Source organism: Microbacterium caowuchunii (assembly GCF_008727755.1).
In the GTDB taxonomy this organism is placed as follows: Bacteria; Actinomycetota; Actinomycetes; order Actinomycetales; family Microbacteriaceae; genus Microbacterium; species Microbacterium caowuchunii.
The window spans coordinates 641,429-655,941 of record NZ_CP044231.1 but is presented as its reverse complement, the minus strand read 5'-3'; the positions used below and the strand labels follow the sequence as shown (position 1 = coordinate 655,941).

Here is a 14,513-nt window from a genome sequence, read left to right as displayed (position 1 = left end):
ACGAGGATGACCGCTGCGCCCGGGCTGCCGGACGGGTCGACCGTCCGGCTCGCCCGTCGCACCCGGGTGATCGACGACGGCCGCGTCCTGGTCGGCGGCGCCCCCACGCGGGTCGCCCGGCTCGTCCCGGCCGCCGCGGGTCTCCTGCGCGGACGAGACCTCAGGGTGTCCGATCCGACCAGCCGACGGCTCGCCGAGCACCTGCTCAGCGCCGGGCTCGCCGAGCCGGTCGTCGGTTCCCTGCCGGCCCTCCCGCTGGACGGGGTCACCGTGGTGATCCCGGTCAAGGACCGACCGGAGCCGCTCTCGCGTCTGCTGGCGAGCCTCCCGGACGGGCTCGGTGGCGTCATCGTCGTGGACGACGGCTCCGAGGATGCGGAGGGGATCGCGGCCGCCGCGCGGGCGCACGGCGTCGACCTCCTGCGTCTGGACGTCAACGCCGGACCGGCGGTGGCCCGCAACACCGGTCTCGCCCGCGTACGCACCGAGTTCGTCGCCTTCATCGACTCGGACGTGGTGGTGGAACCGGACGCGATCGGCCTGCTGCTGCGCCACTTCGCGGATCCGAGGCTCGCCCTGGCGGCGCCACGCGTCCTGTCCACCGACGTGGCGGCACCCACCTGGATCACGCGCTACGAGGACGCGCGCTCCTCGCTGGATCTGGGCGGCGACGCCGCCAGCGTCCGGCCGCGGAGTCCGGTGACCTGGGTTTCCAGCACGGCTCTCGTCGGCCGCGTGGCCGCCCTCGGCACGGGCTTCGACCCCTCGATGCGGGTCGGCGAGGACGTGGACATCGTCTGGCGCCTCGTGGAGGACGGATGGCGCGTGCGCTTCGAACCGGCCGCGGTGGTCCGGCACGAACCACGATCGACGACCGGGACGTGGCTGGGTCGCAAGCGGTTCTACGGGACCGGCGCGCACCCCCTCGGGCAGCGCCATCCCGAGGACATCGCGCCGGCGGTCCTGCCCTGGTGGGGTGTGGCGCTGCTGATCCTGGCGGCCCTGCAACGCCGCTGGGCGGCCGCCGCGGCGGCGCTCGTCGTCGCCGGGGTGGTCGTGCGGATCGCCCGCAAGCTGGGGCACGTCCGCCGGCCGTGGCTGCTCTCGCTCCGGCTCACCGGCACGAGTCTCGTCGCGACCGGCACACAGGGCATCGCCCTGCTGGTGCGGCACTGGTGGCCCGCCGCCGTCGCCGCAGCATTCCTCTCCCGTCGCGCGCGACGACTGCTCGCCATTGCCGCGGTCGTCGACTCGGTCTGGGAGTTCTTCCGGCTCCGTCCGAGACTCGACCCGGTGCGCTTCGCCGTCGCCCGCCGCCTGGACGACCTCGCCTACGGCTGGGGCGTCTGGGAGGGGGCCTTGCGCGGGCGCAGCATCCGGGCGCTGCTGCCCGCCGTCACCTCGTCCGCCGATGCGGACCGGTCACGTCGCCGCGCCCCGCGCCGCGTCGTCCAGGACCAGCCGGCCCCCCGACCCTGACTCGCCGTCCCGGTACACACGCCAGACGTGCGCCGTCAGTTCGGCGAACAGTCGCTCCCCTGCCGCGGGGGTCGCCGTGCGGGGGTCGCCGAGGACCCCGTTGGCGGATACGGCCGCGACCCCGCCGGAGCGCAGCTCGGGCAGGATCTCCGCGAGGGGCCGCGTCGACCCGCACTCCAACCGGCCATGGTCCACCCGGTCGGGTTGCAGGTGCATCATCACGGCGGTCTCGAAGAACCCGGCGTGGGTGTCGCGGGGTGACGCGCTCGACGGGGCGGAGCAGGCCAGCCAGGACGCGTCCCGTCCCTCCCGCCGCAGCTGCGGCACGGCACGATGCAGCGCCTCGACGTTCCCTCCGTGACCGTTGACGAACACGATGCGCTCGAGCCATTCCGTCGCCGAACGCCCGAGCTCCACCAGGACGGTCGCGAGCACGTCGGTGCCGATGGACAACGTCCCGGGGAAGGCCTGGTGCTCGCCGCTCGCACCGAAGGCGACCGGCGCGGTGACGACCGCATCCGTCCCCGACTCCCGGATGCGGTCGGCGAGCGCTCCGGCCACCGCCCGCGCGATCACGGTGTCGGTGTCCAGCGGCAGGTGCGGACCGTGCTGCTCGGTCGACCCGACCGGCACGATCAGCACGGGCCTGCCCGCCGTCCGCCAGGTACGGTCGGCGAGCAGGCCCGGCGCCGTGCCGCGCTCCCGGGGGTCAGGCACCCCGGGGTGCGAAACCGGTGAGGGGATCCTCCGCGCACGCGTGCACCGGCTGGCGCGGCACATCCCCCTTGCGCGAGATCGTCACCCGGACGGGGCCCTGACCGGACCGGACCGGCGGGCTCGTGCGGTGGGAGTGGTCCCCGGAGGGTACACGCGGGGTGAGCTTCGCCTTGTCCTTGAGCATCTCCTCGCCGAACCCGCGGACGCACTCCGGGTCCGGTCCGTCCAAGGGCAGCCCGGTGAAGAACTTGGCCGCCATGCATCCGCCCTTGCAGGTGTCGAAGAACTGGCAGGACGAGCACGCCCCACCGGACTGGGGCTTGCGCAGGTTCTGGAACAGCTCCGATTCGCGCCACACGTGGGTGAAGCCGCCCGGCGCCCGGACGTTGCCGGCCAGGAACTCGTCGTGGATGGCGAACGGGCAGGCGTAGACGTCTCCGACCGGATCGATGAGGCAGACCACGCGCCCGGCACCGCAGAGGTTCAGCCCGGGCAGTGCCGCACCGTAGGCGGAGAGGTGGAAGAAGGAGTCGCCGGTGAGGACGTTGTCGCCGTTCGCGATGAGCCAGTCGTACAGCTCCCGCTGTTGCTCGGCGGTCGGATGCAGTTCGTCCCACACGTCGGCGCCGCGTCCGGAGGGGCGCAGCCGGGTGAGCCGGAGCTGGGCCCCGTACCGGTCCGCGATCTCCTTGAACTCGTCCAGCTGGGGGATGTTGGTGCGGGTGCACACGACCGACAGCTTGAAGTTGGTCATCCCCGCGTCGGACAGGTTCTGCATCGCGCGCAGCGCCGTGTCGTACGACCGTCCGCCGCGGATCGCGTCGTTGACCTCGGCGGTCGCTCCGTCGAGGGAGATCTGCACGTCGACGTAGTCGTTGGCCGCGAGCTTCGCGGCGATCTCGGGCGTGATCTTGACCCCGTTGGTCGAGAACTTCACCCCGACATGATGCGCGGTGGCGTAATCCAGCAGTTCCCAGAAGTCCGAACGGACGGTGGGCTCACCCCCGCCGATGTTCACATAGAACACCTGCATGCGCTCGAGCTCGTCGATGATCGCCTTGCACTCGTCGGTGCTGAGCTCTCGGGGATCACGCCTGCCCGAACTGGACAGACAGTGCACGCAGGAGAGGTTGCACGCGTACGTGAGCTCCCACGTCAGGCAGATGGGAGCGTCCAGGCCGCTCTCGAAGTGGTCGACCAGCCGCTTGGGGCGGGTGGTCACCGGCGATTCGACGGTCAGCTCCATGGTCATGCGGCCCGTTCCTCCAGCATCTGGGACTCGACGAGGGTCTGCAAAGCGCTCAAGTACGTCTCGTGGCGCTCCGGCGGGATGCCGGCGTCGCTCAGCGCCGCCCGCGCCGAAGGTGCGCTCTCCAGCGCCTCCACGGCATCCAGCAGCGCGCGATCCTTCAAGAACGACAGCTTGCGGGTGCCGAAGTGGTACAGGAGCGCACCGAACGGCTCGGGTCGCACCGAGACCTGCGGGTGCAGGCGCCAGGGTGCGTCGGGGTTCACGATCTCTCCGCGGCGGTCTAGTAGACGCCGCACATGCCGTCGATCGAGACTTCCTCCACGAGGGAATCCTCGACCACGACGGCGGGGGATGCGGCATTCTGCTGAGGGTCCATGGTTCTCTCCTTCGAGTGGGTGGACGGCACTGGCGCCGAGGCGCTGGTCGCGATATTAGTGACACTCAGTGCCTATTCGGAAGGCCGTCTTCGGCCTCACGGAAGACAAGGTGGTCCGCATGTCCGTACCGACCGCGCCGATCGCCGGTCGCGCGCCCGGTCGCGCCCGGGCGACGACGCACGGCCACCTCAGCCACGTGGCCATCGAACTGTTCGTCGAGCGCGGCTTCGAGGAGACGACGATGGACGACATCGCCGCCGTCTCCGGGGTCGGCCGACGGACCCTGTTCCGCTACTACCCCTCCAAGAACGACCTGCCCTGGGGGGATTTCGACGGCATGCTCGGACAGATGCGGGCGCGGCTGGCGGCGACTCCGCGAGAGCTCCCCCTCATCATCGCCCTGCGCTCAGCCATCCTGGCCTTCAACACCTTTCCCTCGGCCGAGCTGGTCCACCATCGCGAGCGGATGCGCCTGCTGCTGACCGTCCCCGCGCTGCTCGCGCACTCCACCCTGCGCTACGCGGCGTGGCGGCGGGTCGTGGCCGAGTTCGTCGCAGCCCGGACCGGGCAGACGCCGGAGGACCTGGAGCCGCGGACGACCGCGTGGGCCTGCCTCGGGGTTTGCCTGGCCGCCTACGAGCAGTGGCTCACCCGGGACGACCTGGAGCTCGTCGACTGCCTCAGCGCCGCGTTCGACGACCTCGCCGCCGTCCTGGCGGACGGGGCGGCGCACGCGGATCCGCATCCGGGACCTCAGGGATGATCCGGACGATCGTCGTGGGCGGCGGCGCGTCGGGCGTCCCCCTCGCCGCGCGGCTGAGCGCGGATCCGAAGCGGTCCGTCATCCTGCTCGAAGCCGGGGATGCGGAGTCCCCGACGCCGCCGGATCTGCTCGACGCCGGCACCGTCCAGGGGGCGATGCCCGGACACCCCGCGAACTGGTCCCACCTCGGCCACCTCACCCCGGATCTGCCGTACACGATCGCACGCGGGCGGATCCTGGGCGGGTCCAGCGCCCTCAACGGCGCGTACTTCGTCCGCCCGCGGCCCGCCGACTGCGCGTCGTGGGCCCGTGCGGCCGGGCCGGAGTGGTCGTACGACGCGCTGCTGCCGGCGATGCGGGCGATGGAGTCGGATGCGGACCATCCCGATGAGCGGATCCACGGCACGACCGGCCCGATGCCGATCCGGAGGCCCCCGCAGCGTAACCGCGCGGTACGTGCCTTCACCGCGGCGGCTGCGGAGCTCGGGTATCCCGCTGAACCGGACAAGAACGCTGTCGGCACGGCTGGTGTGGGGCCCGTCCCCGCCAACATCGTCGCCGGCCGGCGCGTGAACACCGCGATGGCGTACCTCGACGCCGCCGTTCGGGCGCGGATCGATCTGCGCGGCGACACCCGGGTGCTCTCCGTCATCGTGGAGGAGGGCAGGGCCGTGGGTGTCCGCACCACGGCCGGGCCGGTCCTCGGCGACGAGGTGGTGCTCGCGGCGGGCGCCATCGGTTCCGCGCACCTGCTCCTCGTCTCCGGTATCGGATCCGCCGCACGGCTGCGGGCGCTCGGGATACCGCTGGTGGCCGATCTCCCGGTGGGCGAGGAGTTCAGCGACCATCCCGACATCGCCGTGGGGTGGCGCGCACGCCGCCCCGTGTTCGACCCGGCCGAGGGGTTCGCGTTCCCGACGGCGCTCAACCTCGACTCCGGGACCGGCCGGCATCCCGACGGCGACCTCGAGATCCTGCTGTCGGTCAAGCCGCTCGGCTACCTGCTCACCGGGTCCACGCACGCCCGGGCCGCGGGCCTCCGGCATGCGCTGAGACACCCGATCCGCACCATCCGCTCCCTCGTGGGCGTCTCCTCCCGGCGCGCCGCCGAACAGCTCGCGCACCTCGACGACCTTCAGCTGATCGTGGGACTGCAGGCGCCGGAGGGACGTGGTTCCGTTTCGCTGGAGTCGGCCGACCCGCTGCACCCGCCGCGGATCGACTACCGCTACCTCGAGCTGGAGTCCGATCGCGCCCGGATGCGGCACGGCATCCGCACCGCCGCCGCGCTCCTCCGCGCGGAAGCCTTCTCCGGGGTGTTCGACCGGCTGACCGAACTCGACGACACCGTCCTCGGCGACGACGACGCCCTCGACACCTGGATGCGCGCCCACCTGGGAACCGCGATCCACATGTGCGGCACGGCCCCGCTCGGCGAGGTGGTCGATGCGCACGGCCGGGTCCACGGCGTGCCCGGGCTGCGGGTGGCGGACACCTCCATCCTGCCGACCGTGCCGAGCCGCGGCCCGTTCGCCTCCGCGGTCCTGGTGGGTGAACGGATCGCGGAACTGATGCGCTCGGAAGCCTGACCTCCCTATCCCAGTCCGGCGCATCCGAAGGCCACGTGAGCGTCTCTTGCGCCGATCTTGCGCGAATCTTGCGCTTTCGTTGCCGATACGCCGGGGATTGCGTTGCGCTCCGGGTCCCAGACTGAGAACGTTCCGCACGACGGCCCGACAGGACCGAACCGGTGGGACCGGCAAGGGGGCAGGGACTCGAGCTCCGCCCCTGGCCCGTGTCGGTACGACTTGTGGGGGTCGTCGTACCGACGCGGTCCCGAGAGAACCGGAGCAGAGACCCGAACTCAGCTCCCCGGCTCGCGCCGAGCGACGTATGGGGGTACGTCGCCCGGCGCGGGCCTTCTGCATCCGCCGATCCTCCCCATTCCGGACGACATGTCCAGGCGGCACGCGCTCTACCGCTCCTACTGGACCGACGGCGACACCCGCCGGCGCAGAAAAGTGCTGGCGGACCTCAAGCGCCGATACCGCGAGCAGGGGATCGAACTGGCCACCACGGGTGAGCTGCCGGATCATCTGCCGCTCGTGCCGGAGTTCGCGCAGTATGCCCCGGAGCGGCCGTCATGGCGAAGTGATCGCCCTGATCACACCAGGCCGTACAGTCGGGCGAACGGATCCCAGGCGGGGTCGTCGTGCACCTCGAGCTCGGCCGCCGCCGCGAGGGCTGTGGCGACCTCGGATCCACACAGTCGCCGGATCAGGGCGGCCGTCATGTCCATGCCGGCAGCCACGCCCGAGGACGTCCACCGGTTGCGGTCCTCGACCCAGCGCGCCTCCGGCACCCACTCCACCTCGGACCCCTGCGTCACGACCCAGTGGAACGCCCGCTTGTTCGACGTGGCACGGTATCCGTCGAGCAGTCCGGCCGCGGCGAGGACCGCGGCACCGGTGCATACCGACGTGACGATCTGCGCCGAGCCCCCGAAATCCGCCAGCCATCGCAGGAACAGGTCCTGCCCGACCAGCACCCGGGTACCGGGGCCACCCGGGATGAGGATGATGTCGGCCTGGGCCGCGTCGTCGTATCCGGTGGGAGCGAGTACCTCGAGCCCCTGGGAGCTCCGGACCGGTCCCGCCTGCGGGGCGAGGTACTCGATCGCGAAGAGGTCGGGCGCACCGCTGAGGAGTTCGACCGGCCCGAACACGTCCAGCAACTCGAAGTCCTCGAAGAGCACGACGCTCACCCGGCGCTGCTGCGTCATCCTCCGACCCTATCCATGACGCGGGTGGGCGCGGGAGACACACGAGGCCTCGTGACGAACGAATCCCCCGGCACCGAGTCGATGCCGGGGGATTCGTGCGCTCAGGCGATGGAGGCGGCGCTGAACACCCGAGCGAGCACGTCATCCAGTTCCTGGGTGAGGCACTCCGCCGCGATCACGTGGTCCGGGCGCAAGATGACCGCGCCGACCGGGCGTGCATCGAACCAGGCCTGCAGGCTGTCGTCGCCGCCGAGGTCACCGACGACCGTGACACCGGCGGCGGCGTTCTCGCGCGCCCACGGCAGCTGCGCCTCCGGCACCACCTGCACGAGCCGGGCGTCCAGGCGCTCGAGCGTGGCCAGGTGCTCCGCCGACAGGAACGCCGTCGGGTCGTTGTTCCAGGTGAGCACGCGCCAGCCCTGCCCCGTGGCGTCGTCGAGCAGCATCCGGACGCCGTCCCGATCGGTGGCCTGCGGCTGCGGGAAGATCGTCCCGGCCAGTCGCGGCACGTCGCGGGCCGGCACCGTCTTGAAGGTCGGCAGCGGGGTGTGGACGACCACGCCCTCGTCGAACTTGGGCTGCGGCTTGAAGGCCTGGCGCCGCTGGGCCTCACGCTCCTCCGGGGTGCGGTTGGCGGCGATCCGGTCGCGCTCGGCGGCGGCGACCGGGTCGTGGTCGGTCATCTCCTTCGCCATGCTGAGCGACACGGCGACCATCTGCGCGACGTGTCCCATGCGCTCCACCTCGTAGGTGTCGAGCAGCGCGTCGGTCGCACGGCCGTTCACCACCGCGGCGAGCTTCCAGCCGAGGTTGAACGCGTCGCGGATGCCGGAGTTCCACCCCTGACCGCCGACGACCGGCATGACGTGCGCGGCGTCGCCGGCGAGGAAGATCCGCCCGTCGCGGAACCGTCCGGCCACGCGGGCGTGGTGCCGGTACACCCGGCGACGGATGATGTCGAGCGCGGCCGGGTCCGGCACGTGGGGGGCGAGCAGCTCGAAGATGAACGCGTCGTCGTCCACCACCGAGGGGTCCTCGTGCTCGTGGAGCGTGAACTCCCAGCGGCGGATGCCGTGCGGCAGCCCGATGGTGGCGTAGCTGCGCGTCGGGTCACCGCCGAAGACCGCGTGCGGCGTGCCGATCGGGTCGTTCGCGACGTCGATGACGATGCCGTCGCTCGGCCGGGTCTCGCCCTCGAACGAGATGCCCAGGCGCTTGCGCGTCGGAGACGCGCCGCCTTCGGCGGCGACGACGTAGCGCGCACGCAGGGTTTCGCCCCCGGCGAGGGTCGCCACCACGGAGTCGGTCTCCTCGTCCAGATCCACGACCTCGGCCCCGAAGCGCACCTGAACGCTCGGGAAGCGGTCGAGACCCTCGAGCAGGACACGGTCGACCAGGGGCTGCACGAAGCCGTTGCGGCGCGGCCAGCCGAACTCCCGCGTCGTCGGGTTGATCTCGGAGAGGATCTCCCGATCCCCGTTGACCATGAAGATCTTCTGGTCCGGGATGGTGTGCGGCAGCACCTTGTCGACGATCGCGGCGGTCTGCATGGCGCGCAGGGCCTCGTCGTCCACGCCGACCGCGCGCGGGTAGTCGATCAGTTCGTCGTTCTGCTCCACGAGCAGGACACCGACGCCCTGCTGACCCAGAAGGTTCGCCAGGGTGAGGCCGACGGGCCCCGAGCCGATGATGAGAACGTCGGTGGTGGTACTCATGAATCACTCCCAATGGATCGCGCCGATCCCAGCGCAGAGATGGTGTCCTGGAACGAGCGGTTCAGCAGGACGAGATCGATACCGAGGCCCGCGTAGTCGACCAGGCCGTCGGCGAAGAGGGCCGCCGTGTAGGCCGGCTGCCCGGAATAGATGCCGAGCGTGACGCCGTGCGCCGTCGTCAGCTCGCGCAGGTACACGATCGCGTCGCGCACCGGTCCGTCCTCCCAGTCGCCCCGGGCCGGCAGTCCGTAGGACGCGGCGAGGTCGGCGGGGCCGATGTAGATGGAGTCGAGGCCCGGCGTCGAGACGATCTCCTCGGCGCGTTCGAGGCCGACGCGCGTCTCGATCTGCGCGATCGTCGACACGGCCAGGTTCCCCGCATCCGGGTAGGAGTCACCGACGTACAGCCCCGGACGCGACGGGCCGATACTGCGGTTGCCGACCGGCAGGTACTTCGTGGCGGCCACGAGCGCCTCGGTCTGCTCGCGCGACTCGACGGTGGGCGCGATGATGCCGCGCGCTCCGCTGTCGAGCAGGCGCAGGATCGGGCCCGCGTCGATGGCGCCGACCCGGGCGTACGAGTACGCGCCCGCGCGCGGCAGCGACCGCAGGATCATGCAGGCGGTCTCGAGTCCGAGCTCACCGTGCTGCAGATCCAGGATCACGCCGTCGTAGCCGGCAGCGGCCGCCCACTCCGATTCGGAGAAGGACGGCAGCGCCTGGTGGAACAGAACCGGACGGGGGCCGCCGAGAGCGGACGCTTTCATGTCGCCGACTCCTCGCCGGCGGCCAGGCGTGCGGCGTGGGCCTTGGCGGCGAGACCACCGAAGATCGGCACGATCTCGCGGCGAGCGAAGCGCCACTGTCCGTCGACCTTGCGGTAGCGCTCGCGGAACTCGCCGACCGACGCGGGCTGCGTCTGCGGGTCGTTCGCGTCGCGGAAGGTCAGGTACTGGACGGTGCCCTCCACCTCGTCGCCATCCTGGACGAGCCGGATGCCCCCGATGATGTGCCGGCCGACGATGTCGGTCTGCTGGGCCCGCTTCGCGCCCCAGGCCCGCATCGCCTCGCGGTCCATGTCCCCCATCGGGCCGGCCGAGACGCCGTCCTCGGTGTAGAGCTCCCACGTGGTGTCGGCCTGGTTGTGGTCGAGGCGGTAGAGCATCTCCGAGATCAGCTGCTCGATCTCCACACGCGTGATCACGTCGACGGGCTGATAATCGCTCATCGTCACTTCTCCGAATCCACGGTCGCGACGACGCGGCCGAGACCGCTGATCGTGGCGACGCACTCGACGTCCGCGGGCCACGGCTCGATATAGCCGATGGACCCGGACAGCAGGACCTCTCCGGCGCGCAGCGGCTGGCCGGTGCGGATCGCCGTCTCGGCGAGCCACTGGATCGCGTTGATCGGGTCGCCCAGCACGTTGCTGCCGACGCCGCGGGTGATCTCCTCGCCGCCACCGGTGATCACCATCTCGACCTCGGTGAGATCGACCGATCCGTAGGGGTGCTTCTCCTCGCCGAGCACGACGCCACTGCATCCGGCGTTGTCGGCGATCGTGTCGACGATCTGGCCGACGCTGCCGTCGTAGCGGAAGTCGACGATCTCGAACGCGGGCGTGACGTAGTCGATCGCCGCGATGATCGCCTCGGGCGTCGCCTCGAGGATGTCGTCCTTCAGGACGAAGGCCACCTCGGCCTCGATCAGCAGGCGGTTGTACCGCGACGCGGGGAGCACGACGCCGGACGCGAAGACCATGTCGTCGTGGATGATCCCGTAGTCGGGCTCGAAGACGCCGACGCGGGCCTGCACGAGCGGGTTGGTGAGACCCACCTTGCGACCGACCGGCCGCACCCCCAGCTCGCGCTCGCGCAGCTGCGCGAACTCGGCCGAGATCGCGTAGGCGGCGTCGAGGTCGCGCTCGGGGAGGCGCGGGCTCACGTAGGGGACGGTGTAGACGCCGACGCGGGCGTCGTGCAGCTCGCGGGCGATCGCACGGATGGTCTCCGGCGCGGTCGGCTGCGTCGTGGCGCTGTCGTTCTGTTCGGTCATGGCTGTTCTCCGTTGCGCTTGAGGAAGTCCACCGCGGCAGCGTTGAAGGTCTCCGCGCCCTCCCACTGCGGCCAGTGCGCGGCGCCTTCGACCAGGAGGAACTCGCCCCGCGGGATGAGTCCGGCCAGGCGACGACCCTCGTCGGGGTCGCCGGTGGGCTCGTTGTCCGTCCATACGAAGAGCGCGGGGACGCCGACGGCGGCGAAGTCCTCATCGGTGACGCGGTTGCGCCAGCGGGTTTCGGGCTGACGCAGCACCGAGATGTGCGCCATGTTGACGCCCGTCGGGTCCTGGCTGTAGATCGCCCGACGGACGTTCACGAGCTCGTCGGTGATGTTCTCCGGGTCGTGTATCACGACCTGGAGGCGTCGCTTGACGTTCTCGAACGTGGGCTCGGTGACGGCCTGCGTGCTCACCGACTGGGCCTTGTCGACCTTCTGCTCCCCCACCACGCGCCCGCCGGGCGCGCTGAGGATGACCGAGCGGAGGCGCTCGGGGTGGTGAGCGGCGAACTTCACCGCGATCCAGCCGCCGAGCGATTCTCCCGCCAGGTGCACCCGGTCGAGGCCCAGGGCGTCGAGGAGACCGATCAGGTGCTCCTCGTACTCGGGGATCTCGAGATCGTGGTCGGTGAGGGTGGTGTAGCCGTGCCCCGGGTAGTCGTACCCGATGACCCGGTAGCCGGCCTCCACGAGAGCGCGGACGTTCTGGGTCCACGCCTCGATGTGCCCGCTCGTGCCGTTGGCGAGCACGACGACCTCGTCACCCGTGCCGATCTCGAGCACGCGCGTGCGCCACGGCCCGACCTCGACGAAGTGCAGGCGGTGCGGGAGGTCCGCGATCGCCTCCCAGAAGGTGACCAACCGGCTCATGCTGTGCGCGCCGCCTGCACGGCGAAACCGGCAGCCCAGCCGCGGACCGCCCAGTACCGGTCCACCGGGAACTCGTACGCGCCCGCGGTCGACAGTGCGGCGTACGCGGCGATCCAGCTGCGCATCTCGTGCGCGGCCGATCCGCCCTCCGCCAGGAACCATCCGTTGTCCCACGCGTCCACCGGGGAGAGGTCTCCGGAGCGGAAGGTGTCGAGCAGCAGGGTGTCCCACTCCTCGTTCAGCGGATCGCTGGAGCCCTCGCCATCGGCGATCTTCTGGATCGACGTCACGATCGCGTTCTCGCGAGCGAGTCGCTCCTCGCGGGTCGGCGCGTAGTCGATGAGGCGCTCCATCAGGGTGCCGGGCGCACCCTCCCAGCGCGGGATCGGCGGGTCGTGCGAGATGCCGCCCGACGCCATGAACAGCACACGCTTGTCCATGGCCTGCGCCGCCTTGCCGAAGGCCTCACCCATCTCGCGGACGCGGTACATCGGCGTCAGCGGGTGGCCGAGGGAGTTCACGAACACCGGCACGATCGGGCGCGAGAGCTCCAGCCCGAAGAGGAAGTTCACCGGCTGCATGACGCCGTGGTCGACCTTCATGCGCTCCGAACGCCCGATCTCGATGCCCTGCTCGAGCACGCGTGCGTGCAACTCGCGGGCGATCTCCGAGTCCACGGGGATCGGGCCCTCGGTCGTCCCATAGTCGCCGATGCCCTCGGCCTGGGCTCCGACGACCCACGGTGAGATGTTCGAGTACAGCTGACCGTTGAAGTGGTCCGGCCCGAAGACGACGATCGCCTCGGGGTCGAACTCGTCGACGAAGGTCCTGACCTCGTCGATGGCCTCGTTGATCTCGGCGAACGTCGTACCACCGGGGTCGACGTTGCCGAAGGACGGCGCGTGGGAGAGTGCTGCGACGGCAAGCGACATTGCTGTTCCCTTCATAGGCCGACGAGAACGCCGGCGTTCGTTATCTGGGGGGGTTGAGGAGTCCGGGTCACACCGAAGCGCGGGCGCGGCGCGTCTGCGCCTGCTTCGCAGCCAGTGCGTCACGGGCATCGGCGCGCTTGGTGGCGATGTGGAGGACCACCAGGAGTACGGCTGCGAGCAGCATCGGCAGCGAGAACAGCGTGAAGGCGGTTCCCATGCTCATGCCGGAGTCGAAGGCCGCGCCGCCGAGGATCGGGGCAGCGATCCCGCCGAAGCGTCCCACACCGATGACGATGCCGTAGCCGGTGGAGCGGGCGAGCGTCGGGTACAGCTTGGGGATGATCGTGTAGAACCCGGCCGACCCGGCGCAGACGAAGAACGACGCGAGGCACAGCGTCCACCAGGCGGTGGGCATGTTCGGCCCGATGAGGCCGAACACCGAGAGGGTGATCGTGGCGAGCACCAGGACCACCGCGGTCAGCACGCGGAGGTTGGCCTTGCCGGCGATGAGGCCGAAGCAGACCGTGCCGAGGATTCCGCCGAGGCTGAAGGCGGCGACCAGCTGCGGCGCGAGAGCGGGATCCCCGCCGGCTGTGGCGACCGACGTGGGGGCCCAGTTCGTCATGAAGTAGAAGCTGACCATGTAGGCGATGAAGCCGACCATCATCAGCACCGTGTAGAACCCCGTGCGGCCGGTGAAGACGGTACGCACGGCGCCCTTCGCCTTCACGACGCGAACCGTCTCGGTGGGCGGCAGCTCGTCGAGGGCCGGCTGACCCATCTTGCCCAGGAGGCCGTTGAGACGCTCGAGCGAGTCGCGGCGACGCCCGGCGGCGAGCCAGGTGATGGACTCGGGCAGCAGCGCGAAGGTCAGAACCGCAGCCAACGCGCTGAGGACGAAACCGACCCACCATCCGAACTGCCAACCGTAGGTGGCGAGCAACGGGCCGACGAGGGTCGCACCGAGGAGGCCGCCGATGTTGATCGCGGCGGCGTAGACGCCCATGACGATCGGGTAGACGCGCTTGCCGGTGTACTCGGAGATGATGACGCCCACCACCGAGACGAGGGCGCCCACGCCGACGCCGGTGAGGATGCGGCTGAGGACGAGGAGTCCCGTTCCCATTTCGGCCGTGGCGAACGGTCCGATGAACATCCCGACCGCGATGGTCGACGTGGCGATGACGCCCATGTTGCGGCGTCCGATGCGGTCGGCCAGCGGCGCGATGAGGATCGATCCGATGAGCATGCCGATGAGGGCGCCGGACATCACCAGACCGAGCTCGGTCTTGGAGACCCCGAAGCCCTGCTGGAGGTAGGGGGCCGAGAAGGACGTGAGGGCGACGTCGTAGCCGTCCAGCACGATGAGGAAGATCGAGATGATGACGGCGCGAATCTGCAGCCCGCTCATCTTCGAATTGGCGATGTGGTCGGTGATCCTCACGGAGGCCTCTCTGTCTACGGGATCGGGCGGATCGGCAGCTTTGCGCGCTCCGCCGGGTGCGGATGCGGGCCGGGTCACGGTCGCATCCTGAATAAAACCTCTAGAACGGTGCTTCTAGAACGGGT

At 70.6% G+C, this 14,513-nt stretch carries 15 protein-coding genes and 1 pseudogene; 4 read left to right on the top strand and 12 right to left on the bottom strand.

Annotated elements, in window-relative coordinates; genetic code table 11:
- Nucleotides 1-6 precede the first annotated feature (6 nt).
- Complete coding sequence (mftF, locus tag F6J84_RS03080; protein ID WP_150971292.1) at nt 7-1,479, top strand: mycofactocin biosynthesis glycosyltransferase MftF; 1,473 nt, start codon at nt 7-9, stop codon at nt 1,477-1,479.
- Here mftF and mftE read toward each other — a convergent pair.
- From mftE to mftA, 4 genes are read right to left on the bottom strand one after another with little or no spacing between them, the layout of a single operon-like run.
- The gene (gene mftE, locus F6J84_RS03075; protein WP_238702576.1) at nt 1,423-2,196 is read right to left on the bottom strand and encodes a mycofactocin biosynthesis peptidyl-dipeptidase MftE; all 774 of its coding nucleotides are present in this window, start codon (nt 2,194-2,196) and stop codon (nt 1,423-1,425) included. The two genes, mftF and mftE, sit on opposite strands and share 57 nt — an antisense overlap.
- Entirely contained in the window at nt 2,189-3,448 is a 1,260-nt protein-coding gene (mftC, locus tag F6J84_RS03070) for a mycofactocin radical SAM maturase (protein WP_150971287.1), read from the bottom strand. The genes mftE and mftC overlap by 8 nt, the downstream gene beginning before the upstream one ends.
- Nucleotides 3,445-3,711 carry a mycofactocin biosynthesis chaperone MftB gene (gene mftB, locus F6J84_RS03065; RefSeq protein ID WP_224785933.1) on the bottom strand — a complete coding sequence of 89 codons (267 nt, stop codon included), beginning with the start codon at nt 3,709-3,711 and terminating at the stop codon, nt 3,445-3,447. The genes mftC and mftB overlap by 4 nt, the downstream gene beginning before the upstream one ends.
- 17 nt (nt 3,712-3,728) lie before the next feature.
- The gene (gene mftA, locus F6J84_RS03060) at nt 3,729-3,824 is read right to left on the bottom strand and encodes a mycofactocin precursor MftA (protein WP_150892994.1); all 96 of its coding nucleotides are present in this window, start codon (nt 3,822-3,824) and stop codon (nt 3,729-3,731) included.
- A gap of 119 nt (nt 3,825-3,943) precedes the next feature.
- On the opposite strand from mftA, the gene mftR reads away from it, so the two are divergent.
- From mftR to F6J84_RS15650, 3 genes and pseudogenes are all read left to right on the top strand, one after another.
- Complete coding sequence (gene mftR, locus F6J84_RS03055; protein WP_150971285.1) at nt 3,944-4,588, top strand: mycofactocin system transcriptional regulator; 645 nt, start codon at nt 3,944-3,946, stop codon at nt 4,586-4,588.
- Nucleotides 4,585-6,177, top strand: a complete 1,593-nt coding sequence (locus F6J84_RS03050) for a GMC family oxidoreductase N-terminal domain-containing protein (protein ID WP_150971284.1) — start codon at nt 4,585-4,587, stop codon at nt 6,175-6,177. Before mftR ends, F6J84_RS03050 begins: the two co-directional genes overlap by 4 nt.
- A 366-nt stretch (nt 6,178-6,543) precedes the next feature.
- A pseudogene (locus F6J84_RS15650) lies at nt 6,544-6,720 on the top strand (molecular chaperone TorD family protein); the annotation flags it as partial.
- 32 nt (nt 6,721-6,752) lie between these two features.
- Here F6J84_RS15650 and F6J84_RS03045 read toward each other — a convergent pair.
- From F6J84_RS03045 to F6J84_RS03010, 8 genes are all read right to left on the bottom strand, one after another.
- Entirely contained in the window at nt 6,753-7,370 is a 618-nt protein-coding gene (locus F6J84_RS03045; protein ID WP_150971282.1) for a DJ-1/PfpI family protein, read from the bottom strand.
- A gap of 101 nt (nt 7,371-7,471) precedes the next feature.
- Nucleotides 7,472-9,085, bottom strand: a complete 1,614-nt coding sequence (mhpA, locus tag F6J84_RS03040) for a bifunctional 3-(3-hydroxy-phenyl)propionate/3-hydroxycinnamic acid hydroxylase MhpA (RefSeq protein ID WP_150971280.1) — start codon at nt 9,083-9,085, stop codon at nt 7,472-7,474.
- On the bottom strand, nt 9,082-9,852 hold the full coding sequence (locus F6J84_RS03035; protein ID WP_150971278.1) for an HpcH/HpaI aldolase family protein: 771 nt from the start codon (nt 9,850-9,852) through the stop codon (nt 9,082-9,084). Before F6J84_RS03035 ends, mhpA begins: the two co-directional genes overlap by 4 nt.
- Complete coding sequence (locus F6J84_RS03030) at nt 9,849-10,313, bottom strand: nuclear transport factor 2 family protein (RefSeq protein WP_150893005.1); 465 nt, start codon at nt 10,311-10,313, stop codon at nt 9,849-9,851. Before F6J84_RS03030 ends, F6J84_RS03035 begins: the two co-directional genes overlap by 4 nt.
- A gap of 2 nt (nt 10,314-10,315) precedes the next feature.
- Nucleotides 10,316-11,140 (bottom strand): 2-keto-4-pentenoate hydratase, encoded by an 825-nt coding sequence (locus tag F6J84_RS03025; RefSeq protein ID WP_150971276.1) that lies wholly within the window; start codon nt 11,138-11,140, stop codon nt 10,316-10,318.
- Complete coding sequence (locus F6J84_RS03020; protein WP_202980468.1) at nt 11,137-12,003, bottom strand: alpha/beta fold hydrolase; 867 nt, start codon at nt 12,001-12,003, stop codon at nt 11,137-11,139. Before F6J84_RS03020 ends, F6J84_RS03025 begins: the two co-directional genes overlap by 4 nt.
- 5 nt (nt 12,004-12,008) lie before the next feature.
- Nucleotides 12,009-12,944 carry a 3-carboxyethylcatechol 2,3-dioxygenase gene (locus F6J84_RS03015; protein WP_150971272.1) on the bottom strand — a complete coding sequence of 312 codons (936 nt, stop codon included), beginning with the start codon at nt 12,942-12,944 and terminating at the stop codon, nt 12,009-12,011.
- 67 nt (nt 12,945-13,011) lie between these two features.
- The gene (locus F6J84_RS03010; RefSeq protein ID WP_150971270.1) at nt 13,012-14,388 is read right to left on the bottom strand and encodes an MFS transporter; all 1,377 of its coding nucleotides are present in this window, start codon (nt 14,386-14,388) and stop codon (nt 13,012-13,014) included.
- Nucleotides 14,389-14,513 lie beyond the last annotated feature (125 nt).